Source organism: Bacillus sp. SA1-12, assembly GCF_000981385.1.
In the GTDB taxonomy this organism is placed as follows: domain Bacteria; phylum Bacillota; class Bacilli; order Bacillales; family Bacillaceae; genus Metabacillus.
Window position 1 is genome coordinate 505,482 of the sequence record NZ_LATZ01000119.1, and the last position, 24,829, is coordinate 530,310.

The following is a 24,829-nucleotide window of genomic DNA, read 5'->3' on the forward strand; positions in this document are numbered from 1 at the left end:
AAAACACCTGACAGGGTCGTGACAAGGGTTCATGTCCCGCACAGGTCATTTGATATAATAACTAAATAGACTAAAACCCTAAATCCTACATTTTAAGTAAATAATAAAAAAATGGTTGAGGCTTCAATATATTAGTCAGGTGTTCTAGTAAAACAAAGAGCGAAAAGGATCTTCGCTGAAGATCGTTTTCTATTTCCGTTAACATCGCTTATAAATCTAGGTTTTAAGAAGAAAAAGCTTTTTTTAAGTAACAAATTTAATTATAGGTGACAATAATAAATAAGTACAAATTAGACTTAGTTTAAAAATGTATGGTCCTATTGACCACACAAGACACCCAGTCGTGATAATAGTACCATGCAAATTTTTATCTTGTTAAACGAACACTCCAGTTAGCTATCTACCGTAGCAGTATATTCGTTCATTTACACTGAGTTTACCTAATTCCTGTTTTATTCTAAAAGTTTAAAATTAATTTCAAAGACGTTCCATAAAAACAAAATGAAAATAGTTGAAAGGATCCATGCAAAAATAGGGCGTTTATAGTGAATAGCTAATAGAGTAAACATTGTAAAATTAAAGACTAATGACCACCACATATTCCACCCATGGTGGTAACTAATCATTCCTAATAATTTAGAAACATATTCAATGGCACAAAATAAAATTGTCCAAGTTAGAATATGCATGGCATATTTTTTGAAATTTTTTTCCTCGGGGAAAAGCGATAAATAAATAAAAACTAATATTGGAAATGAAGTGAATGTTTTTAACAAATCAATACTCATCCTAGTAGGAAGAACTTTTTTTTCAAATGTGTGTTCAAATCTCCAAAATGGATAGTCATAAAACAAAAAGCAATATAGGAGATTTCCTACCACCATAAATAATACAGTAGGATAATATGTTTGCCAGTTTTTCCATTTTCCCCATTTTAATGAAATTAGTAAAAAGATTATCGGGTAAATTATTTGCATGTTTATCACTTTTCTTTTTTATTTATGTTTGCCATTTTAAAATACCTTATTCGTTATTTTGTTGCTTAAAGATTTTTCAAATAAAAATTTCTAATGACCTTATATGCTTAATTAATTAACTTTACCTTTGCAATACCTAAGCAAATACGAGCCAACTCATAAATGATGATCCCCAGTTGAATTTCCCTGAACAAATCATCAATGCACCAATTAAAAATGAAATCATTTATATGGGAAATCCCGAGAAGAAAAGAATCGCACTAACCTTTAACGATGGTCCAGAAAAAATTTATACTCCGCAAATTTTAATAATCTTAAGACAAAAAGGTGTGAAGGCCACATTCTTTGTGGTCATTAAAGCAGTCCAGGGAGTATCCTGAACAGCAAAAACAGATATAAAGAGAAGGGACAAGCTATAGGTAACCACATTTGGGATACTCGCATTTACCTGAACTTACGGACCAACAATTGAATGAAATATACAGGCTACTTCTCAAGTAAATGAGAAAATTACAGGAGTGAAACCAAAATTATTCCGACCGCCGTATGGTGAATTTGAAGATTGCCAGATAGGAACTTCTTAATAAACAAGGATACCATTCGATCATGTGGAGAGCTGATACAAAGAACTGGAGCGGAGTGCCTGCAGAAGAAATTGTATCGAGAGTCATGAAAGATGCGAGACCTGGAGTTATCATTCTTCAACATAACTACCATGTAACATGGAAATTTGAAACTGTTAAGGCACTTCCTCAAATCATTGATCAATTACGTGCACAGGGCTATGAGTTTGTAACAGTTTCAACACTCTGAGATAATTAGAAATCAGGTATATTTGAAAAAAACCAAAAGGTAAAACCCTTTTGGGATTTTTGTTTTTTAAGATTATTGTAAAATATTTAATAAAAAATCTGGACATATTAAAATCCTCCTGTAAAATAATAAAGATTGTAGAGTCTAGTATCAATGGAGGATATTATGAAAGAATATAAATTCAAGAAATTTATAATCAACATTATTGATGAAGTTGTACAAAAATCTTCAATAATCATTGACATTGAGATAAATCAACAAATTATGAGTTTAACTCAACCTATTTTTAATAATCTTAAGATTGAAACAGAATTCTATGTTAAGAAAAATAAATTAGTTGATGAAGATGAACTTGAAAAATTGGAGAAAATCTTCTCAATTTAAAAATGCACTGTTGCTATCGATAACCTCCTATATTTTACGAAATTGGTGTTTTGTTAAAAGCTAAGATCTAGCAAAGTAAAGTTCTAAACCACTGTCAAATACAACTTATGTATCCCAGAACCGATAACAAATAACGCTGTATATAAATAAAAAACTATTTGGTAAAATTACCATCATTGTTAAGTTCTTGTTATTCATTTATAATTTTCTAGAATTATAGAAAATTATAAAAAAAAGGAGAACAGTTATGAAAAAACTGGGGGCAATTTTACTTTCATTTTCATTGTTAATCGGCTTATTTCCGCATTTAACAAAAGCCGCTTCAAACACTAAGTTTGAGCAAGAACTTACCCAATATTTACAAGAGGTTAGTAACGAAAGAGGATTTGAAGTAACGAAAGAAGATATAGAAGCATCTCTAGCACTATATGAAGATAGTATTGAAAATTATGATTCTGTTGAAGAGATGGGTGATTTCTTAGGTGAAGTCATTAAAGCTGATTTAAGTAACTTAGAAAATATTTATGAGGCATATGAATTGGATGAAGAAGGGCTCCATCAATTGTTACAAGAAAATGGGGATGAAATAAACGATTATATTTTCCTTGATGACCTCGATACAGCGGTTTACTTCTATACAGAAGAGGGGGTTTTTGAACGTGATCCAAACTTTGAGCAAGACCTAGTGAATTATCTAACCAAAGTTAGTAACGAAAGAGGATTTGAAATAACAAAGGAAGATATAGAAGCGTCTCTTGCTATTTATGAGACTAATATCGATGAATTTGAAACGGTCGAGGATCTAAGTGATTTCTTAGGTGAAGTCATTAAAGCAGATTTAAGTAATTTAGATTACTTTTACGAAAATTATGAGTTGGATAGACAAGCCATCATCCAATTGTTAGAAGAAAACGGTGAGGATATCAACGATTATGTTTTTATTGATGACCTTGACAATGCTGTTTGGACCTATTATGAAGGTGAGCTGTTTCCTGGAATGGGAGAAGAAATAGCTGAAGATCTTCTTCCTATTTTTCAGGAAGAAATAGACCTTACGGATGAGGAGCTTCAACGAATCGAAGGCCATTTAATGTCCTTAGAGGAACATTTCTCTAATCCAGAAACCCTAGAACGACTTGATGAATTGGGTAACCGCATGATGGCTTTCGAAGATTTTGATTTTGCTACCGAGCTTACAGCCGAACAAATTACTGAGTTAGCTTCTATTTATGAAGAATTACTTTCTATCTTTAAGCTAAAAGTATCGTATAGCCTCGTGAAAGATGGTTCAGAAACACCATTATCTCTTGTTGACTTAATGAAAATAGAAGAACTAAAGGGTGCTAATTTGAAAGTAGTATTATCTAACACTGATGGGCATTTCCTTGCTGACCTTATTGTAACGGGTGAAATAGTTGATTCCGAAACAGTTATTGAAACAGGCGAACAAATAGAGGAGTCTGCCGAGGCTGTGATAGAAACAACTGAAAGTTCACCTGTAGCTAAATCAGAAAAGCATACGTCACCAATCAAATCAGAAAAACAAAAAGTCGTTGCTACTCAGAAGAACATGGAACAGAGGACCGTAAAAGGTGCTAAACTTCCAAAGACTGCTTCTGATTATATCCCGAATACACTATTTGGACTTTTCATTGCATTATTCGGAATATTGATGTACCGAAGGGTAAAAATTGCATAAGATGGAAACACAAACAGATAAGAGAATCAATCGCAAAAAACGAATGATCTTTCTTTCAATTACGATCGCTGTCATCTTATTTGGAATTTGGTTTTCTACGACAAATGCCTATAAGTTTGCAAAAGGCTATTTTGCTTACAAGACCCATTCCTCGAGCAGCCAAGTAAAAGAACCAACAAAGCAAATTAAAGAAGATATTGACGAAGAGCTATATTCTGAGCGACCTAAAATAGGGGAAGAAATAGGAGAACTGTATATACCAAAATTAAACGCAACACTTCCTATTTATCATGGGACTGACGAGGATGAGCTGGAAAAAGGAGTCGGCCATTTTGCAGGAAGTGTGCTGCCCGGTGAAAATGACAATTCCGTTCTTTCAGGTCATCGAGATACAGTATTCCGAAAACTCGGTGAGGTTGGCGAAGGAGATTGGTTAGTTGTCAGAACTTCAGCAGGGGAGTTCAAATATAAAGTCAATAAAGTACGCATTGTTGATGAAGATGACCGGACCGTTATTGTTCCGAAACCCAGAGCAACGCTAACCGTTAGTACATGTTATCCTTTTGAGTATATTGGTTCAGCACCTGAACGGTATATACTTGTAGCTTATTTGGCTTCAAAAACAGTAAGTTAACTAGTATCTCGTCTTATAGAGATGAAAAATAAAAACCTCGGATTCTTAACTGGAATCCGAGGTTTAATAATTTGTATGGAAAGTTCATAACCATTTTCATTCTCATATATTCAGTTCTTTCGAAAGATCAAATAAAGAGATTTAAGCAATTACAATATTATCTTAGGCTTAGGAGATCGCTGCTTTTTTAATTTTTGAGAGAACCTTATTAAGCTAATGGTGCTTCGTATTATAGGGTTAACCAGTTTTTAATCTGTACCCAATGAATAGGACCTATTATTTCGGTAGCTAGGGACCCCCACTTTTTTATGCAGGTGCTAGGAACTTGGATCTTGGTCAACAAGCAGGAAATTGCCTGTATCAAACGTACTTTTTTGCATGGGTGAACCAATTTTATTGATGATATCTATGACTTGATCATTTCTTCCAGCAAATAAACCATGGTTTTCAATGTATAGATAGACGCCTTTTTTCTCAGCGTATTGGCAGCATTCAGAAAGGCCTTTTAATACATATGCGATTCCTTGCACATAGGTAATGGATTGGTCAGAAGGAAGATCTCCAGTGAAAACCCCATTACAATATATGTCGAAAAATGATTCGCCATATCAATGGCATCCGTAACCTCTTTAATTTGTTCCTTAAATGTCTCAGGATCCTCTGTCACAAAGTTATAGCAAACAGCATAACTAGATACCGATAATTGATTCGTTTAAGGGCTTCTTCGACTAAAGGCAGTTCCAGCTTTTGATTGCGCCAAAAAATACTTAAAAGTTCAACATCTTCTGCTTTTGTCGTTCCGGCAAAATCAATAAATTCGGTGATCGTCCATTTTTCTTCAAACCAATATTGGTGAACACTCCACATGCTAAGGGAAATTTTCATTTGAAATACTCCTTACCTTTAATAGGGATGCTTATAACTAGAATACTTTGATGAGAATCTCTTATCTATACATATCGAAAGAAATGTGAAAAAGGTAAAAAACGAAAAAGCTAGAATAATCAAAAGTAAATCAAATAGAAAGTGAGTGAATGGCTTATGCAGTCGCAAATGTTGAGTGTCCTCATTGTAGATGATGAAGTCCCGATTCGAGAAGAATTACGACTAGTTAATTGGGCGTCACATGGTGCTGTATTAGTAGGGGAGGCAGAAAATGGTCAGGATGCACTGGATTTTTGTACAGATTTTGTTCCGGATGTTGTTATTACAGACATTACGATGCCAAAGATGGACGGCATTCAGCTCGCACATATGCTTAAAAGCCAGTTTCCTGAGGTGCAAATCATTATGTTAACTGCTTATAGTGATTTCCGCTATGCCAAAGAAGCGATAAAACTAGGTGCGCTTGATTATTTGGTAAAAGTGCTGTGGAGTGAGGAAGAATTAGCATCTGTTCTAAATAAAGCAAGAGAGATCATCATACGTGAACAATTACATAAGAAGAATTCAAGGGAACAGCTCCGCTTCCAACAATCAAACTTGTTTAATCAATATTTGCATGCAGGCTCATTGACAACAAATCAGTTTATAGCGGAGATGGAATCTGCAGGTATTCTCCTATCTTTTCCTTATCGTATGGCAAAACTAGTTGTGAGAGTCGCATTAGAAGATATCCTTTTCTTAGATCGTGCTTTACAAAAATTGCTCAGCGAATTGGAGCAATTGCAAAATGAACGATTTATTTGGCTCCCGTCAAAACCAGGAGAGTACTATTTATTCTTAAACAATCCCTCCAACGACCTTTCCATCCTGTCGAAACAGCTGGAAGACATTCGCAGCTTTTTGCAAAATGGAATTCTGCAACATGTGTCATACATAAGCTCGGAGGTTGATTTATTTGTTCTGATAAGCCATTCTTTTTTGGAAGAAAAAGAAATTTTAAGTAGATTAAAAGAAATGAATTATAGTGCTCATTACGGATTTTATGAGAACCAGCAGAAAGTGGGGGTGATCGATCAATTTGCTTATCACTCACTGAATAACGAAAAGACAAGAGAAATCGAAAAGGGAATGAAAGCGTTTTTATATAATCGCGAAAAGCTGACAGACTTCCTCCAGCGTGATTTTTATGATTGGTGTACGAAGAACAGATTTCGACCTGATGAGATAAAAGGGCTTGTAGCTAAGTGGCGAATGGAATGGATGAAGGAGGTAAAAGGGGTGGCTGAAGTGGAGGTGAGTCAAGAATTGGCGGAAGCAACAAGCTTATCGCAAGTGATTCACGTTTTAACGAAGGAACTAAATACAAACGAAAACATTGAGTACAAGCATCGCTTTGAGATCAGAAAAGCGATTGACATCATCGAAAACAAGCTTGGAGAACAGCTGACGCTTTCCTCTGTTTCTGAAGAGGTAGGACTTAGTCCGAATTATTTAAGCCGCCTTTTTCGGGAAGAAACAGGAAAATCATTTAATGAGTTTATGACGGATTTACGGATGGTAAAGGCCATTCATTTACTCAAACATTCCAATTTAAAAGTGTACGAAGTGGCGGAGAAAATAGGGATTCCAAGTTATCGCTATTTTTCTGTGTTATTTCGAAAATGGACAGGATTAACGCCAAAAGACTTTAGGAAAAGGTGATGCAGATGAAGTTCACGAATCGGCTGAGTATTGCGACGAAGCATTTTATCTTTTTGTTCATCTCAACTTTAATGATATTTGTAACCTTGATTTGGAATAACCAACAGGATTCAATAAAACTATTTCGAAACCAAGTGATCTATGATTCTCAAAAATTGTTGGAAAACACAAACTTGTTCTTGAATTCGTACTTAGAAAACATTCAAAGTATTTTGTTGGATTTGTCTATGAAGGATGAATTACTGTTAACGAAAAATGAAGAGGCGATCAATAACGAATTACGAACAACTGCGGATATTAATTCATCATTAATCAATGCCATCTATATGATCAGCACAGATGGTAAGGTGTATTCCAGCCATAAGGTTTATTATGAAATTTTAGGAAATCCGCAAATTTCTTATTTATATCAGCTTTCTCAAAAAAACTATGGCGGAATCAATTGGAGCGAGCCGTATCATTCGCCGCTTTCAGCAGGCAATACAGTCGCTTTTGTCAGTCCAATCAAGAACAAAAATACCTTTATTGGCACGGTTGTCATCGAAATTGACCTTGAACAATTGTCTCGCAAACTTACTCCGATGCTATTAAATAAAAATCAATCCTTTATCATTCTTACATCGTCCGGAAATATCGTATCAACAGATATTAAAAAGGAATCAAACATCCCTCAGGATTTATCCGATTATCCTAGAAAGCCTAGTAAACCCTTTATCCAAAACATAAAGATCCAAAAAAATGGCGTTCATGACTTAGCCGAACAAAGCATGTCACTTGTTTCGGTTAAATCAGATCAAAACCGCTTAGGCTGGAGTCTTATTTCCCTCATCGACAAAAATGTATTTTATGAAAATGTTAATATCCTTAATGAAAATTTTAAAAAGGCTGGAGTTTTTCTTGTTGTTATTCTTTTTATTAGTACATTTATGTTAAGCCGATACTTAACGAAACCAATACGAAAATTAGCGAAAAAAATGGATACCGTCACAAGCTTGCAAAATATGTCCACCATCGAGATGAACAGGTCGGATGAAATAGGAAGTCTGGCAAGAAGCTATAATGCGATGATTGATCGTATTCAGTTTCTTTTTAAAGAAAATGCAAGGATGGAGGATCTGAAAAAGGAGTACGAATTTAAAATGCTTCAGTCCCAGATTAAACCGCATTTTCTTTATAATACTTTAGCTTGTATTGGAAGCTTAGCCAGACAGAATAAAACAGAGGAAGTGCGGGGAACCATCCGTTCTCTCGTCGGCCTTTTATCCTTTAGCTTTGATAAACGCTCAGAAATGGTTTCGTTAACAGAGGAAGTAGAAAGTGTTGAAATGTATTTCGACATTCAAAGAATGAGATATGGCAATAAATTCACCTTATCCGTTGCCGTAGACGTAGAAGCATTCGTTTGTAAGGTTCCTAGGTTAACGTTACAGCCATTTGTTGAAAATGCGATATTTCATGGGATTTCAACAATGGAAGGGAAAGGAGAAATTTCAATAAAAGGGACCATCTCAGGAGGAATGTTAAAGCTGTATATTCGCGATAATGGGGTTGGTATGGAACAAGAAAAAGTCAATCAGCTCCTAAATGAATCGATTAAAAGACATGTGACAGAGGGCTTTAACAGCATCGGGATGGTGAATGTTCATGAGCGAATTCGCCTTCATTATGGCAGCAGTTATGGAATCCGTGTAAAAAGCTTGAAAAATGTGGGGACGATTGTGAAAATCACCATCCCCTGCGGAAATGATGAATCAGTAAAGGATCCAACTTTAGGCTTAACGAAAATGATCCAGTGACCAATGATGATTGTAACATATCGTACATTTTTACCGATTATGTGTATATAAAAAGAATTTCCTGACTTTTATACTACTAGTAAGACAAACGGAAGGAGATGATTCGAACGCCAATTATGTAAGGGTTTACATTAACAAGGGGTCTCAATAACTAAAGTTGCTTAAATGGCAAGTAAGGAAAAAGACTGAAAGGCGGGTGGTGACGTGGACCTAAATACTGCAACCGAAAAGACAGTATATCCAAAAAAAGAAACAAAGCTGCGGCTTATTTTTCAGCTCGTTTGGAGACATAAAGCCTTTTATCTCATGCTTCTCCCAGGTCTTATCTATTTCATCATCTACAAGTACATTCCTATGTACGGAGTCGTGATCGCGTTCAAGGATTTTAACATCATGGATGGAATCATGGGAAGTGCTTGGGCTGATCCTTGGTACAAGCATTTTAAAGCATTTTATGATTCGCCTTATTTCTCCCAGTTATTAACTAATACCTTTTTAATCAGTCTTTATAAGCTTATTTTTGGTATGATTCCGCCAATTCTCCTGGCCTTGTTATTACATGAGTGCCGCTTTCTCTGGTATAAGCGGATCATTCAAACCTTAAGCTACATGCCGCACTTCCTATCATGGGTCATCATTTACGGGATTTTAATTGCCTTTTTGTCTGAGAGCAGCGGTTTATTGAATCAATGGTTAAAAGGATTGGGGATCGAACCCATCAACTTTTTAACATCACTAGATTGGTTCCGGACCATCCTGGTTGGCTCAGATATTTGGCAAAACCTTGGGTGGGGGGCGATCATCTACTTGGCCGGGATGTCTGGCATAAATCCAGAGTATTATGAAGCGGCAAGAGTAGACGGAGCAAGCAGGCTTCGCATGATCTGGCATATCACTCTTCCTGGAATCCGCAATTTAATTATTTTGCTGTTTATCCTGCATTTAGGAAAGTTTATGGAAGCGGGTTTTGAACAGATTTATATTCTTTATAACCTTCAGGTGTATCCAGTTGCAGATATTTTAGACACATGGGTTTTCCGTGTCGGTCTGCAGCAAATGAATTTCAGCTTAGGGGCAGCGGTCGGATTATTCAAATCAATCATCGGTCTCGTCCTGGTTCTTAGTGCGAACCGCTTAGCGAAGAGATGGGGGGGAGGAATTTGGTAAGAGGGCTTGAGGATCGCATCTTTAATGCTGTGATTTATCTCATTTTAGGGATTGTCGGTATAATCTGTGTGTTTCCGTTATTATACGTGCTGGCTGTTTCTGTCACACCATATGGCGAGGTGTTAAAAAACGGAGGCTATATCATTATTCCAAAAAGCTTTACCTTAGAGGCTTACCATCAGCTTTTTTCAGGAAATGAGATCGTGAAAGCATTCGGTATAACCGTCTTTATCACAGTAGTTGGAACGCTCGTCAATATGTTTTTAACAACCTTTATGGCCTATCCTCTTAGTCGAAAAGACTTGCCGGGGCGAAACTTTTTCTTATTTTTAGTCGTATTTACCCTTCTGTTTAGCGGGGGAATTATTCCAACCTATCTCGTTGTCCGTGATACTGGTCTTGTAGATACAGTGTGGGCGATGATCATCCCAAATGCTGTCGGAGCCTTCAATTTACTGATTATGAAAAGCTTTTTTGAAAATATTCCGAATGAACTTTTTGATTCTGCCAGGATTGACGGGGCGAAGGAGTTTAGAATTCTCTTTCAAATTGTCATGCCATTGTCATTGCCAGTATTACTGACGGTTGGGTTATTTTATGCAGTGGGGCATTGGAATGAATTCTTCCAAGCGGTCATGTATATCACCGATACGGAATTATATCCGCTGCAGGTAGTGATCCGAAACATTTTAATGCAATCAACAAATCCTGAGCAAATGCTCGAGGAATATGTTCCGACAACAACGTTGCAAATGGCTGCAGTCATTGTAGCAAGCTTGCCAATTATTGTTGTATATCCTTTTATCCAAAAACATTTTACAAAGGGGGTCATGATTGGCTCAATAAAAGGTTAGTTGTTTTTGAATGACATATAAAGGGGAGGAACACGTATGAAAAAATCATTATTGGTTAGTGTGGTCACGATGCTCTTAATAAGTCTTTTTCTCATGGGCTGCAGCTCAAATAAAACATCTAGTGAGAAAGAACAGGATTCAGGCAATTCGAATAAACCAATGGAAATTGAAATTGCGATGTCAGGGACAGGATTTCCAGATCCGGATCCGATTGCAGAAGCACTTAATAAAGCATTAGGAATTAAGATCAAAATAACAGCACTGGCAAGTGAGGAAGACTATTTTAATCAATTAAATGTTCGATTAGCTGCAGGTAACTATCCTGATATCATCCTCACTCAGGATCGCCAGCGCATGGCGGAATACGGGCGGAAAGGCATGCTTCTTGATTTAACACCTTATATGGAAAAGCTTCAGCCTTCTGTTACCTTTGCAGGAGATGATAATTTCAAAAAAGGAAATCTTGATGGCAAGCAGTACGGAATTCCGAGGATACCAGATGTTCCATTTTCCACATGGTGGGTACGGAAGGATTGGTTGGATAACTTAGGATTAAAAGTTCCAACAACAATCGATGAAATCACAGAAGTAGCAAAAGCATTTACCTTTAATGATCCTGACCAAAACGGAAAAAATGATACGTACGGAATAACCGGCGGAGGACTTGCAGGCTTTACAGGTGTATTTAGCGCATTCGGTGCGGGGACGCCGGGGAATTTCTACATTAAGGATGGTGAGGTTATCAATTCGCTTTACGACCCTGCCATGAAGGATGCACTTGGCTTTATCAAAGGGATGATTGATGAAGGAGTTGTCGATCCTGAATTAATCGCCAACACTGGCAGACAGCACTTAGATAAAATTTACAAAGGCCAATATGGCTTAATCTACCATTCTTGGACAGATATCGCGAAAAAGGAAAACCAAGAGGAAATTAAGTTAGTAAACCCAAAAGCAGAATGGATTCAGATCAAAGCACCTGCGGGTCCTGGCGGAAACTTGGATGGCGTTTATGATGTTGCCACGGTTTCAAGAATGTGGTCATTACCTAAATCTCTAGAAAAAGAACCAGAAAAGCTTGAAAAGATTTTAGAGCTCTTTAACTATGTATCGGAAAGAGAAGGGAACCTTCTTGTGATGTATGGAGAAGAAGGCAAGAACTATAAGATAAATGGCGACAAAGTGGAAATCACCGATCCTAAAGGGGTTGAGCATTCTCACTACTTCCAATTGACAGGACGCCCGAACGCAGAATATTTAGCATCGAAATTCGGCTATGCCCAGCCGCAAATTGATTTCGCAATCGAACAGCCGCGCATTGAAATTTATGATAGTTTAGTCACATTGCCAGAAGGCTTTGTTGCTTCAGATGCGGAACGATATATTAATGAAGAAATCGTCAAATTCATATACGGAAACCGTTCCTTAAATGAATACGATCAATTCATCAGCACGTTGGAAGGTACCTATAATTACAAGGCTTATTTAGATTCAGCTACCGAACAAATTTCAGAGTTTGTCAGTCAGTAACTCGTGAACAAGGGGAGGAAAATAATCTGAATTTGTTTTCCTTCTTACTATATAAAGCAGAAGGTGATAGTGTACGATGAATCAGGAAATGAAGGCAGACATCGTGATTATTGGCGGAAGTACCGGCGGCTGTGCAGCTGCATTAGCCGCTGCAAAAATGGGAAAAACGATCATTATGACAGAGGAAACTGATTGGATTGGCGGCCAATTGACAAGCCAGGGAGTTCCTCCCGATGAGCATCCATGGATTGAACAATTCGGATGTACCGAGAGCTATCGCCAATTTCGAAACCGTGTCAGAGAGTATTATCGACGAAATTTTCCGTTGACAACTGAGGCAAGCGCTCGTCTCTTTCTCAATCCGGGCAACGGAAACGTAAGCAGGATTTGCCATGAGCCAAGAGCTGCACTTGCGGTGATTCAAGAGATGTTAGCTCCCTATGTTCATAGCGGTCAGATGAAGATTTTCACAAATTATGTACCGGAAAAAGCTGAAGTAAAAGGAGACAGCGTTTTAGCTGTCCAAGTAAAGAATGCAGGTACAGGAACAAGAATGACATTGACTGGCACCTATTTTCTTGATGGTACAGAATGCGGAGATCTATTGCCATTAGCAAATGTAGAATATGTAACAGGCTCCGAGTCACAAAAAGAGACCGGTGAACCCCATGCATTAGCAGATGAGGCTGATCCGCTGGATATGCAGGCGATTACCCATTGTTTTGCAATGGATTATGTGGAAGGGGAAGATCATACGATTCCAAAACCCGAGAATTACGAGTTTTGGAGAAACTATCAAGCCAGCTTTTGGCCTGACAAGCATTTTAGCTGGACAGTTCCGCATCATATTACTTTGGAACCAAGACACTTTACCCTATTTCCAGAAACAGATCTCCCATCATGGTGGTTATATCGAAGAATCATAGATAAAGAGAATTTTGCACCTGGAACCTTTGTCAGTGATACGACCCTTGTCAACTGGCCGCAAAATGATTACTGGCTAGGACCAGTCTTTGAAGTGAGTGAAGAAGAAAGGCAGAAGCATTTGCAGGGAGCAAAGCAATTAAGTCTTTCCCTGCTTTATTGGATGCAAACCGAAGCACCAAGACCGGACGGAAAACAAGGCTACCCGGGACTTCGCTTGCGCAAGGATCTATTTGGAACAGAGGATGGCTTGGCAAAATACCCGTACATACGGGAATCACGCCGGATCAAAGCAGAATTTACGGTGTTAGAGCAGCATGTCTGTCCAGATGCAAGGGGGGAAGCCAGGTCTGAGGAATTTTTCGACTCAGTAGGAGTTGGCAGCTATCGAATTGATCTGCATCCTAGTACAGGGAATCGAAACTATATTGATATATCAAGCTACCCGTTTCAAATTCCTTTAGGGAGTCTTATCCCAATCAGAGTAAAAAATCTGCTGCCAGCATGTAAGAACCTTGGCGTCACCCATATTACCAATGGCTGCTATCGCTTGCATCCGGTTGAATGGAATATTGGAGAATCCGCAGGGTATTTAGCCGCTTACTGTATATATGGAAATTTTGAGCCGCGTGCAGTTCGCAATAACCATGAAACCCTGGTAGATTTTCAAAAGCTGATTACTCAGCAAGGTATTGAAATCCAATGGCCGAAGCTTCGGTCACTGTAAGTAAAAATGATCAATGGAAAGGGGAAAATGATCTTGTCAAATCATGAATATGATGTCATTGTTGCCGGCGGAGGACCAAGTGGAATTGCCGCGGCTGTAGCAGCTGCCAGAAATGGAGCAAAAACCCTGTTAATTGAACGATATGGCTTCCTTGGCGGAGCTGGAACAGCGATGATGGTAAATCCGTGGATGACTTATTCAGCCGGACCTAAACAAATCATCTATGGTGTACTGCAGGAATTAATTGACGGCATGTCAGAGCTTGGCATGTATGGACATCCGAAACAAAAGACAGCCTTTGATCCTGAAGCGTTAAAATATGTAGCCGAGCATCTTTGCCTTGATGCAGGTGTTGAACTTTTGTACCATACCTTCTTAGGAGACGCGCAAATGGATGACTCCATACGGTATATCCAATCAATCCGTGTTGCCAATAAAGCCGGAATAATGGACTTAAAAGCCAAGATTTATGTGGACACAACAGGCGATGCCGATTTATCCGCATTAGCAGGGGCTACTGTCGAAAAGGGCCGAGAAGTGGACAGTTTAAGCCAGCCAATGACCTTGAATTTCCGCATGGCCAATGTCGATATTGATCGTATGCCAAGCCGCGAGGGAATGACCGAATTATATATCGAAGCCAAAAAGCGCGGAGAATTAAGATGCCCACGTGAAAATGTTCTATGGTTCTATGCCAATCAAGAAGGGGTAATTCACTTCAATCAAACCCGTGTCATCCTAAAGGATGCAACAAATCCATGGGAACTAACCGCAGCAGAAATTGAAGCCCGTGAACAAGTCCAGGAATTTGTTGCCTTTTTGAAAAAGCATGTTGACGGTTTTGAAAACGCCTACCTGCAAACTACTGCTCCGCAAATCGGGGTCAGGGAATCACGAAGAGTCATCGGCGATTATAAGTTAACAGCTGAAGAACTGCTAAACGCCTGCAAATTTGATGATGTAGTAGCACTCGGTTCCTATCCAGTGGATATTCATAACCCAGCGGGCGAAGGAACTTTGCTGCAATATTTAAAACCTGGTGAATGGTATGATATCCCATATCGATCACTCATCCCGAAAAAAATTGATAATCTTATTGTTGGCGGAAGACCAATCTCTGCTACACATGAAGCTCATTCCGCGCTTCGCGTTCAGCCGATTGCAATAGCTATTGGCCAAGCGGCAGGAACAGCAGCGGCATTATGTGCAAAAGAAGGAAAGCTGCCGCGCGAGTCAGATGTGAAGCAAATCCAGAATTCATTGCTGGAACAAGGGGCTTATCTAGGGCCACAGTTTGAGAAAAAGACGGTTTAGGGATGAAGGGCAGATAAGAGAAGAAATGTACGTCCCGTTGAAAGCTTCAACGGGACGTACATTTGTAATAGACAAACGGAATTAGTCAATAAAAAGCTTTTATAAGACAGAAGTTAGGTATCGCAAAGCGGAAATGTCCCATAGAAAGCCTCTATTGGACAACACTCATTTTCTCAGCAAATTTCCACACAATATATAAAAACAAATTCAGAAAGAGTTCTGCACTCTTCCGAAGGCTCTTCCTTTTATGTGATCTGGTACTTCTTTTACAGAATTTCCTCATAAAAAGTTATCCTGTTAAAAAAAGGATCGTTCACCGTTAGTTCCACTGTATTCCAAGGAGATTTCTCTAAACCTGGTTTTGCATATTTATAGTTTTTTTCTTTTAATATAGAATGAAATTTTTTGAGATCTGTCATTTTTATTCGAATGGCACTGCCTGGGGAGCAGTCTCCATGATGTTCAGAAAGATGCAAAATAAGATCATTTAAAGATACCTGACAATAGATCAGCATGTCTGTTTCGAAACGGTGTGTCCAATCAAGCTGAAATCCTAAATATTCGATGTAAAATTCCTTTGCTTTTTCCAGATCAAAAATACGAAAAATAGGGGTAATCACCATCATACACTCCTTAAAAAATATGTATATGGTTCATTATCCACTATTTAACAAAAAACATAAAGGCAATTATGCGTTTTCGCTAAAAAGGAAAGGGTTGAACTGCAATGAATCTTGTTTGAGTAAGCAGTTGTTATTTATTGACTTTTTTAATCTTCTACTCTAAAATTATAGTGAATGTTTATATAAAGGAGGATTATAAAAAATGCAATCTGTCAGACTTCGTTTCACAGCTTTGAACCAGTAATTGAATACGTTCAAAGGCTCTGTTTGTGCAGGGTAAACGAGATTAGTCTGTCCTTTTTTATAATCTTCATGATGCATATACGAAACTAGGTGAAGAAAGGCGGTCAATCTGCCTTTCTTTATTTATGGGTAAAGACGTTCTCTTGCTCATTAAATAAGGAAAATGTTTAATCGTTTACTCAAAATCACAGGCAGGTGTCTGTGACCTTTTCGTTTTATGAAAGATGAGCGTATATCGTTTTACTGGGGAATTCACGTAGTAAAAAGCATTTGTATGAAAAATGAAAAGGACGTGAAAAGATGAACTCAGTAAATGAACATGGATTTGAAAATTGGAAAAAGAACATAACGCTGTTTTTAAGCAGCCAAACGATATCGCTTTTTGGTTCAGCATTGGTTCAATATGCGATGATGTGGTATGTAACGCTTAATACACAGTCAGGAATGATGATGACACTCTTTATTATATGCGGCTTCATTCCTACCTTTATTTTATCGCCATTTGCAGGAGTGTGGGCAGACCGGTATAACCGAAAAAAACTGATAGCCTTATCAGATGCCTTAATTGCGACATCAACACTTCTTCTCGCTATTGTTTTTTTAATGGGATATGATGCAGTGTGGTTACTCTTTCTTATGGCTGCTCTTCGTGCGATCGGAACCGGTATTCAAACGCCTGCAGTAGGGGCGATTTTACCGCAGATTGTACCAAAGGATAAGCTGACGAAAATTAACGGGATAAACGGAAGTCTGCAAGCAGTCAATATGTTTATCGCACCAATTGTCAGTGCGGCCTTATTATCAATGGCCTCCCTTGAGATTATTTTCTTTATCGATGTAATAACGGCAGTCATTGCCATCTTCACATTATTAGGTTTTCTGCAAATCGCGAAACATCAGAAAGCAGCTGATGACCAACCAACAAGCTATCTCAATGATTTTAAGCAAGGGGTCACGTACATTAAAAATAACCCTTTTTTAAGACAGTTATTTTTGTTCTTTGGGATCTTCTTTGTCTTAATGGCACCTGCCGCTTTTTTGACGCCACTGCAAGTTACGAGAAGTTTCGGTGACGAAGTTTGGCGGTTAACGGCTATTGAAATAGCTTTCTCCGTAGGGATGATGGCTGGTGGAGCAATTATTGCCTCTTGGGGCGGCTTTAAAAATAAAATTCATACGATGACCCTAGCAAGCCTAATAATGGGGATATGTACAATTGCACTAGGGATTGTACCGTTTTTCTCCATTTATATATTTTTCATGGCTATATTCGGTATTACGGCGCCGCTCTTTAATACACCTGCAACCGTTGTACTCCAGGAAAAAGTAGATGAAAACTATTTAGGAAGAATTTTCGGTGTGTTAGGGATGATTTCCACATCAATGATGCCAATGGGCATGCTGATTTTCGGACCATTGGCAGACGTGATCAAGGTGGAATGGCTGCTGCTTGGGACTGGTATATTGATTTTAATCCTTGCCATTATGCTGGGAGCAAACAAAGTGTTAATGGATGCAGGGAAGCCGGTAGTAGAGGAACCAGCTCAATAAGGGAAAGATGAACGAAATTTATAAAAATAGAATAAAACAAAAGCTCAGAGAATAATAAAAACTCTGAGCTTTTGTTTTAGGGAAAGAAATAAAAATAAATCGGCCAAAAAAGATTTAGAAGTAACCCAAGCTGGAGATGAACCAACGATTAAAGTGGGAGCATATCGATGAAAAGTTACGTTGTCGCGTTCATTGACATGAAGTCTGATTTTAAATGCACGTTTTGTTGAGGAAGGGTTATGTATATGTTTTGATGAGCGTGTATCTGCTTCAAACGATAAGGAGGGTTTTTCATGAATCTTAGACAATTCATCGCCAGATTGATCAATTATCTAAGATTCATGAAACATTTCAAGGAAAGATGATCCCCCAGGAAGCACAACAGCGTTTTCAAAAGGCAAAGAAAGATTGCTAGGACTTCAAGTTTTGATTGCCCATTTGATTCAGGAAATAGAGAAAGATGAAATAAAACAAGCTTAACAAGTGCTCCAAGTGAAAAAATCGATATTGAGATTAATTCGAACATTGTCACATGTGACCTTTACCACCAAAATGGGAACGTTTTGCTTTATATTTTATAACAGTAGTAAATGGTTTTTGTTACGATCGTTTCTTTCTAGAAAATTCAAAAAGCCTCAAGGAGTATGATTGTCAGGAACTGTTGGTACGGGATATTCATTTTGACGCCATTAAACCAGTTTCAAATGGAAAATTGACCAGAGGTCACTTGTAAGGTTTTGGTGGGGCTACCCTTAAAAGAAGTTTGTTCAACAAAATAACATGTTGGTTTAACTAAACAGCTAATAGAAGTTGATTAGAATATTCTTGAATCGGGAGCAAGGGATAGCAGGGATTTTTAGATTCCTAATCGATTCTTGTTTTTTAAAAATTCAGTTGACAACTCGAGTTGATAGATATATTATTGCATATAATTAAATAATAACAAGCAAAGATTGGAAATAGTAGAAGGTGTATAAGCTTCTCAGAGAGCCGATGGTTGGTGAGAATCGGTAGTTATTCCCTTTGAACTCATCCAAGAGCTACTCTCTGAACATAATAAGTAAGAGATGTCGGTTTTCTACCGTTATGAAGATAGGTGGTGATTGCCACCGAAAATGAGTGGGTTAATCGCATTAAGATTAATCAATTAGAGTGGTACCGCGAGCAATGCCTCGTCTCTATATTTTTATAGAGACGGGGCTTTTTTTATACATTAATATGACAAAGGAGTGTTTCTGAAATGACGAGAAAAATTTGGGTGTTTGATACGACTTTAAGAGATGGAGAGCAAGTTCCAGGGGCTAAGCTCAATTTGTATGAAAAACTAGAAGTAGCACAGCAGCTAAAGAAGTTACAAGTTGATATTATTGAAGCCGGTTTTCCTGCGTCTTCAGTTGGTGATTTTAATGCTGTGAAAGAAATTGCCACTAAAGTAGGAAATACAGACGACATTATGATCACAGCATTAGCAAGAGCAGTAAAAGCTGATATAGATGCTGTTTATAATAGTGTGAAATTTGCTGAAAAACCCTTAATCCATATAGTTTTAGGCACTTCAGATATTCATGTAGAAAAGAAATTTGGGAAATCGAAAAGTCAAATATTAGACATCGGTGTTGACGCCGTAAAATATGCAAAAACATTTCTACCAGATGTGCAATATTCAACAGAAGACGCGTCTCGCTCCGATTTTGAGTACTTATGGGCAACGATTGAAGCAGTGGTAAAAGCAGGGGCTACCATTATTAATGTACCTGATACAGTTGGTTATGCTGAGCCGGAAGAGTTTGGTGAACTAATCTTTAAATTAAATGATCGCTTAAAAAACTTAAATGATCAAGTACTTTTAAGTGTCCATTGTCATAATGATCTCGGTATGGCAACCGCAAATACACTTTCAGCTATCAAAAATGGTGCGGATAAAGTGGAATGTACGATCAATGGGATTGGTGAACGTGCAGGTAATGCGGCATTAGAAGAAGTTGTGATGGCAATGAATATTCGCTCAGCAGTCTATCAAGCATACACGAATATAAATACAAAAGAAATTATGAATACATCTAAGTTGGTAAGTAGTTTAATGGGGCTTGATGTACAAGTAAATAAGGCTATTACAGGAGATAATGCCTTTGCTCATTCTTCAGGTATACACCAAGATGGTTTATTGAAATCAAGGGATGCCTACGAAATCATTAGTCCAATTGAAGTCGGCCTAGATGATATGGAACTTGTTTTAACGGCTCGTTCTGGTCGTCATGCAGTGAAAAATGCGCTTGAAAAATTAGGTTTTAATCAGTTAACCGAAACACAATTTGATAGGATATTTGAATCCTTTCTTGAATTAGCAGATGCAAAAAAAGAAGTATATAGTCATGACTTATATGTTATCGTTGAGAATTATTACACAAAACATAATATTCCTCATAATCAAGATATAACGCACTATAGTGATAATTTTTACGAACTAATGGGCTTACAAGTGATAAGTAATTCAATTTTCCCGTCTGCGAGTATAAAAATTAAAAAAGGTAAGCATGTATTAAAAAGCAGTGCTGTCGGTACTGGTCCAATTGATGCTTTGTATTCCGCCATTTCAGAAATTAGTGATTTAGATATTAAATTAATTGAATACAATATTAGCAGTGTATCAAGAGGTAAAGAGGCATTAGGGAAAGTAAAGATCCAAGTGGAATATAGAAATGAAAAATATATTGCCAAAGCAACAGATACGGATATTTTGAAAGCAAGTGCATTAGCGTATATCAATGCAATAAATAGTATTGTTGTTGATCATTTGATCTCAGTTAAATAGGTTTATGTTTTATATGTTTAATGATGCATCAATTATTAGAAATACACAGTGGAATATAAAAATGAGGGAAAGAAAGTTAATTGATAAAGGGATTTCAAATAAAGTAGTGGATCAACCAGTTAGCACACGTACTGCTCAGGAAGCAGCAGATTCGATTGGGTGTTAGGTGGGATAAATGGCAAAGACGATTAATTTTATGCTTGGTGAAGCCAAAATAGGGGGAAGTTGTTGGTGATAAGATCGGTAAGGTGGACGGAAAATTTGTAAAGAAGAAAACGGGCTTTTTAATTGGTGGTGTTGCACCGATTGGTCATGTAAATAAGCTCGTTAATATAGTAGACGAAGTCTTATTACAATAAAAGACGAATTTGGCAAGCGGCTGGGCATTCGAGAGTAATTTTCAGCAATCGATCAAGATTCTTGAATAAGGAAGAAAAAATTAACCTTGAAATGTAAAAGTTATGTTATAAAAAGAGAAACTTATTGGTAAAAGGTAAATTATCTAGAAAGATGATATGGTAAAGTAGTACTATTTTTTAACAAAGGTAGGGGATTTCGGTGTCAATTAAATATGCTCACACAAACATTGTTGCAAAAGACTGGCGTAGATTGTCTGATTTTTATGTGAAGGTTTTTGATTGTAAGCCTGTATTACCCGAAAGAGACCTTTCTGGCAAATGGATAGAAAAAGTAACGAATATAGACAATGTTCGTATTAAAGGCATCCATCTAACCTTACCTGGATACGATGAAGGACCAACTTTAGAGATTTTTCAATATTATCCAGAAAACCCTGATAGGCATCCATCAAATATTAGCTATCAAGGATTTGGACATATTGCATTTGTAGTGGATAACGTGGAAGAAGTTTTGAATAAGGTAATCGAATGCGGTGGAAAGAAATATGGAGCTTTAGAAAAAAAAGAGTACGATTCCCTTGGAGTATTAACAGTTGTTTATGCAGAAGATCCCGAAGGAAATATTATAGAGATACAAAATTGGAAAAAATGAATTGTTGTACTTTTCTTCATTTACTCTACAATAGGGCGCTTTTCTTTAAGAGAGAAGCGCTTGATTATTTAATATTTTAACCCTTATTAAACCAAAGTGGGTCATTGTCATCAACATCGCCATTATAGTTGATTAGAATTTCTTCTCCAGCTTTTATATTTCTAAAAGCATAGAATACAAACGTGTGATTTGTAAAATTAATATCATAAGTTGCATTAGGTTCATACGAATGGTTAAACAGCATTCCATAACCAAGAATGACAGCAGAGTGGTTTATCCCATACTCAAAAACGTAATCAGCGAGTATTGTTTTCTCAATGTATTTATGCTGATCGTTAGGATAAGGAATGACAGGTGCTTCATGTATAAGCTCCCCTTTTTTTATATCGCATGTAGCGAATACACCTCTATTAAATTCTCCATTACTTAGTGTAGAGGCTTTTACCTCAATCATATTAAGTCACCTTCTCATCTAATATGCTTTCTATCTAATTGTACCATTACTTTTATATATTTCGACAAACTGGCCAAAATTATATAAGCAAGTTAACAATACATAAAGTATACTTTGGGGAAATGTTACAGAAAAGGAATATACTATTATTTTTTTATAAAAGAAGAAATCTATACTGTAATTTAATCGATGTGTTAAAGTGTTTTCTTTTTTATTCATTAAAATGACGCAATTCTCCTGCAAGAATTGTGCATTTTCTTTATGTTTAGGGCCATATTGCACGAAGGCAAAAACGTTAACGGTTGTATCCAGACTGATATGTGTAGGTTGGGTACCACATTTCATTTCATCCGTTACGAAACTGCCTCGGACTAAAGGCGCACGTTCAGTAGTTTAAACCTAGTGCATAATTACCTTCACTGGGTTTTGCCTCCGAGCCAAATTTTCAGTATCTTACCATAACATCAAAGGACTCATAGTAACCAACGACTTACAGCAGAACAGATAACGCAGCTAACACTTCCTTCGTATGTAGGACTCAGCTGAATTGTAATGCATCATCAGCGGAGGAAATTGCTGTATAAAGAATCTATTCTTTCTTTATTTGAAAAAGCGCAGTTCAGAAAAGCTTGATCTTCGAAAGGGCTTATTTATGTCGAAAAAAGCTGAAAAAAATATAAAACAATCCACTAATATAGGAAGAATAACCTATTACATTTGAATGGGTTTGGACGTATAATCTAGTAGATTTTATATATACATACAGGGGGATACTATGAAAAAAGAATTATTGTTAGCCTGCGGACTTTTTCTGGCATTACCTGCGGGACAGGGGTTTGCAGAGGGGAAAGCATACGTTATTGAAAAATGGTCAACTTTGCAGCAGCAACAGACAAATGAAATGAAGCCATTTGGCTTTGTTGAAGAAGACCTAACGTATTATGAAGACGAGCCTAATGATTCGTTGGCTAAAGCGAATCAAGTAGAGACCGGGTATTTTTTGGAGGGAAGCAGCCATAACCAGTCTGTTAATAATGGAAAGGATATTGATCTTTATAAATTCACAGTAAATGAAGAAGCAGATTATTCACTTGCAGCATTTACTGAGAATCAAAAAGAACAAACACTTACTATTCGTGTCCTTTCATCAGATGGAACAGAGGTAGCAAAGAGCACTTTTTTAAATGAAGATGGATATGAGTTGCAAAGTGTTGAGAGTGTTCTTACGCCTGGATCCTACTATTTGGAAGTAACAAATTCCTATTCCACTGAACTTAATGAAAAGTATGGAATCTATCATGATGTTATCGAGTATGGACAAACGTTTGAAAGACTCGCCGGCGATGACCGCTATGATACTGCAGTTAAAATCTCACAGGACGGCTGGTTTGATGGTGAAGCAGAAACGGCTGTCTTAGCGACTGGTGCAAACTTTCCTGATGCCCTAAGTGCAACACCGCTTGCATACCGCTATAATGCACCATTGCTGCTGACAAGACAAGCTTCCCTTCCGTCTGTTGTTAAAAATGAGCTAATTCGTTTAGGCGTGTCTCAAGTATTTATCGTTGGCGGAACAAATGCAATTTCGGCAGATGTTGAAAGACAGGTAAAAAATATGGGAATTAAAGTAACAAGGTTAAGCGGATCTGACCGTTATGCAACATCAGTAAAAATTGCTGATGAAATCGGAGCAGATGCAGGTTCGGTTGTCGTTGCAACAGGCAGCAACTTTGCGGATGCTTTATCGATAGCTCCAATTGCTGCTCAATTGGAAATGCCGATTCTTCTTTCAAGAAAGGATTCGGTTCCAGGTTCTGTTACAACTTTTATGAATAATTGGAATGTAGAAAAGAGCTATGTTATCGGAGGAGTTAATGCGATTTCCGATGCAGCTGCAAAAAAACTAACTGGATGGCAGCGAATCAGCGGTGCAGACCGATATGCAACAAACAGCAAGATCATTGATACTTTTATTGATGACATTGATCCGTTCTATACTTATTTTGCAACAGGCACCAATTATCCTGATGCGCTAGCAGGCTCTGCTCTTGCAGCTCAGTATTTCAGCCCTGTCATTTTGACAAATCCGGTTAAAGCGAACACGGCTACAAAAACAACCGTGCAAAAATATATGGATGAAACTTATGTATATTACATCCTTGGCGGAGAAACAGCTCTACCGCAAAGTGCAATCGATCAATTGTTTGAAGAATAAATGGAAAGCGCGGCACAGTGCCGCGCTTTTTTTTTAAGTGCGCCCAGCATGGGTGTAATCTATAGGGTGAAAGTCCCGAACTGTGAAGACAGAAGTAACAGTTAGCCTAACACAAGGGTGTCTATGGTGACATGGAATCTGAAGGAAGTGAGCGGCAAACCTCCGGTCTGAGGAACACGAACTTCATATAAGGCTAGGTATCATTGGATGAGTTTGCTTAACAAAACAAAGTCCTTTCTGTCGAAGGTGATACAGAGTAAATGAAGCAGATAGGTGGAGGGAAAGATTGCACTCTTACCTGGGGAGGTCTGATTGGAACGCCAAGTACATTTGGTAACCTATCTAGCGATAGATAGCTGAACAATCAGAAGTCAGCAGAAGTCATAGTACCCTATTTTCTCGAGAATTAGGGGAAGGGCTGAACAATTAGGAAGAACTAAGAACTAGGCGTAAACTTCTTATGTTGAAACAGATAATCTGAAAAGAGCTACCTAAAGGAGGATATGGTGAATTCC

At 37.6% G+C, this 24,829-nt stretch carries 22 protein-coding genes and 1 other annotated feature; of the genes, 17 read left to right on the forward strand and 5 right to left on the reverse strand.

Features of this window, described 5'->3' with window-relative positions; all coding sequences use genetic code 11:
• Positions 1–452: 452 nt before the first annotated feature.
• The gene (locus tag WQ54_RS21895; RefSeq protein ID WP_046587247.1) at positions 453–977 is read right to left on the reverse strand and encodes a CBO0543 family protein; all 525 of its coding nucleotides are present in this window, start codon (positions 975–977) and stop codon (positions 453–455) included.
• A 176-nt stretch (positions 978–1,153) separates the two neighbouring features.
• On the opposite strand from WQ54_RS21895, the gene WQ54_RS32075 reads away from it, so the two are divergent.
• The 5 genes from WQ54_RS32075 to WQ54_RS21915 all read left to right on the forward strand — a co-directional run bounded on the left by WQ54_RS32075 (position 1,154) and on the right by WQ54_RS21915 (position 4,507).
• Positions 1,154–1,357 (forward strand): polysaccharide deacetylase family protein, encoded by a 204-nt coding sequence (locus WQ54_RS32075; protein ID WP_052737907.1) that lies wholly within the window; start codon positions 1,154–1,156, stop codon positions 1,355–1,357.
• A gap of 226 nt (positions 1,358–1,583) precedes the next feature.
• Complete coding sequence (locus tag WQ54_RS32080; RefSeq protein WP_052737908.1) at positions 1,584–1,790, forward strand: hypothetical protein; 207 nt, start codon at positions 1,584–1,586, stop codon at positions 1,788–1,790.
• 165 nt (positions 1,791–1,955) lie between these two features.
• Positions 1,956–2,174, forward strand: a complete 219-nt coding sequence (locus WQ54_RS21905) for a hypothetical protein (protein ID WP_046587248.1) — start codon at positions 1,956–1,958, stop codon at positions 2,172–2,174.
• Between the two features lie 247 nt (positions 2,175–2,421).
• Entirely contained in the window at positions 2,422–3,873 is a 1,452-nt protein-coding gene (locus WQ54_RS21910; protein WP_046587251.1) for a processed acidic surface protein, read from the forward strand.
• Between the two features lies 1 nt (position 3,874).
• Positions 3,875–4,507 carry a class D sortase gene (locus WQ54_RS21915; RefSeq protein WP_046587395.1) on the forward strand — a complete coding sequence of 211 codons (633 nt, stop codon included), beginning with the start codon at positions 3,875–3,877 and terminating at the stop codon, positions 4,505–4,507.
• Positions 4,508–4,824: 317 nt separating this feature from the next.
• On the opposite strand, the gene WQ54_RS35705 is transcribed toward WQ54_RS21915, so the two are convergent.
• Together WQ54_RS35705 and WQ54_RS32090 are read right to left on the reverse strand one after the other, a co-directional pair.
• A complete protein-coding gene (locus WQ54_RS35705; RefSeq protein WP_052737909.1) occupies positions 4,825–5,037 on the reverse strand; it encodes a TIM barrel protein in 213 nt (70 codons plus the stop codon).
• A 133-nt stretch (positions 5,038–5,170) separates the two neighbouring features.
• Complete coding sequence (locus WQ54_RS32090; RefSeq protein ID WP_052737910.1) at positions 5,171–5,392, reverse strand: hypothetical protein; 222 nt, start codon at positions 5,390–5,392, stop codon at positions 5,171–5,173.
• A 156-nt stretch (positions 5,393–5,548) separates the two neighbouring features.
• Between WQ54_RS32090 and WQ54_RS21925 the strand changes: the two genes are divergently transcribed.
• From WQ54_RS21925 to WQ54_RS21955, 7 genes are all read left to right on the forward strand, one after another.
• On the forward strand, positions 5,549–7,093 hold the full coding sequence (locus tag WQ54_RS21925; protein ID WP_046587253.1) for a response regulator: 1,545 nt from the start codon (positions 5,549–5,551) through the stop codon (positions 7,091–7,093).
• A gap of 5 nt (positions 7,094–7,098) precedes the next feature.
• Entirely contained in the window at positions 7,099–8,889 is a 1,791-nt protein-coding gene (locus tag WQ54_RS21930; RefSeq protein ID WP_197089641.1) for a sensor histidine kinase, read from the forward strand.
• A gap of 306 nt (positions 8,890–9,195) precedes the next feature.
• Positions 9,196–10,056, forward strand: coding sequence for a sugar ABC transporter permease (locus tag WQ54_RS21935; RefSeq protein ID WP_084822268.1), 861 nt, complete (start codon positions 9,196–9,198; stop codon positions 10,054–10,056).
• Positions 10,050–10,910, forward strand: a complete 861-nt coding sequence (locus WQ54_RS21940) for a carbohydrate ABC transporter permease (RefSeq protein WP_046587259.1) — start codon at positions 10,050–10,052, stop codon at positions 10,908–10,910. The genes WQ54_RS21935 and WQ54_RS21940 overlap by 7 nt, the downstream gene beginning before the upstream one ends.
• A gap of 36 nt (positions 10,911–10,946) precedes the next feature.
• On the forward strand, positions 10,947–12,440 hold the full coding sequence (locus WQ54_RS21945) for an extracellular solute-binding protein (protein ID WP_052737911.1): 1,494 nt from the start codon (positions 10,947–10,949) through the stop codon (positions 12,438–12,440).
• A 76-nt stretch (positions 12,441–12,516) separates the two neighbouring features.
• The gene (locus tag WQ54_RS21950) at positions 12,517–14,091 is read left to right on the forward strand and encodes an FAD-dependent oxidoreductase (protein ID WP_046587261.1); all 1,575 of its coding nucleotides are present in this window, start codon (positions 12,517–12,519) and stop codon (positions 14,089–14,091) included.
• A 33-nt stretch (positions 14,092–14,124) separates the two neighbouring features.
• On the forward strand, positions 14,125–15,405 hold the full coding sequence (locus WQ54_RS21955) for an FAD-dependent oxidoreductase (protein WP_197089642.1): 1,281 nt from the start codon (positions 14,125–14,127) through the stop codon (positions 15,403–15,405).
• Between the two features lie 266 nt (positions 15,406–15,671).
• Here the strand turns inward: WQ54_RS21955 and WQ54_RS21960 are convergent, their stop codons facing one another.
• Positions 15,672–16,025, reverse strand: coding sequence for a glyoxalase superfamily protein (locus WQ54_RS21960; protein ID WP_046587400.1), 354 nt, complete (start codon positions 16,023–16,025; stop codon positions 15,672–15,674).
• Between the two features lie 546 nt (positions 16,026–16,571).
• Between WQ54_RS21960 and WQ54_RS21965 the strand changes: the two genes are divergently transcribed.
• From WQ54_RS21965 to WQ54_RS21980, 4 genes are all read left to right on the forward strand, one after another.
• Positions 16,572–17,822 carry an MFS transporter gene (locus WQ54_RS21965; RefSeq protein ID WP_046587265.1) on the forward strand — a complete coding sequence of 417 codons (1,251 nt, stop codon included), beginning with the start codon at positions 16,572–16,574 and terminating at the stop codon, positions 17,820–17,822.
• A gap of 940 nt (positions 17,823–18,762) precedes the next feature.
• Positions 18,763–19,005 (forward strand) — a binding site (T-box leader).
• A 57-nt stretch (positions 19,006–19,062) separates the two neighbouring features.
• Positions 19,063–20,634: a 2-isopropylmalate synthase gene (locus WQ54_RS21970; RefSeq protein ID WP_046587267.1), complete on the forward strand. Its 1,572-nt coding sequence runs from the start codon at positions 19,063–19,065 to the stop codon at positions 20,632–20,634.
• A gap of 13 nt (positions 20,635–20,647) precedes the next feature.
• The gene (locus WQ54_RS33870; protein ID WP_156178053.1) at positions 20,648–20,800 is read left to right on the forward strand and encodes a hypothetical protein; all 153 of its coding nucleotides are present in this window, start codon (positions 20,648–20,650) and stop codon (positions 20,798–20,800) included.
• Between the two features lie 392 nt (positions 20,801–21,192).
• The gene (locus WQ54_RS21980; protein WP_046587269.1) at positions 21,193–21,645 is read left to right on the forward strand and encodes a VOC family protein; all 453 of its coding nucleotides are present in this window, start codon (positions 21,193–21,195) and stop codon (positions 21,643–21,645) included.
• Between the two features lie 76 nt (positions 21,646–21,721).
• Here the strand turns inward: WQ54_RS21980 and WQ54_RS21985 are convergent, their stop codons facing one another.
• Positions 21,722–22,099, reverse strand: a complete 378-nt coding sequence (locus WQ54_RS21985) for an SET domain-containing protein (protein ID WP_046587270.1) — start codon at positions 22,097–22,099, stop codon at positions 21,722–21,724.
• Between the two features lie 775 nt (positions 22,100–22,874).
• Here WQ54_RS21985 and WQ54_RS21990 point away from each other — a divergent pair.
• On the forward strand, positions 22,875–24,314 hold the full coding sequence (locus WQ54_RS21990) for a cell wall-binding repeat-containing protein (protein WP_052737912.1): 1,440 nt from the start codon (positions 22,875–22,877) through the stop codon (positions 24,312–24,314).
• The last annotated feature ends 515 nt before the right edge of the window (positions 24,315–24,829 follow it).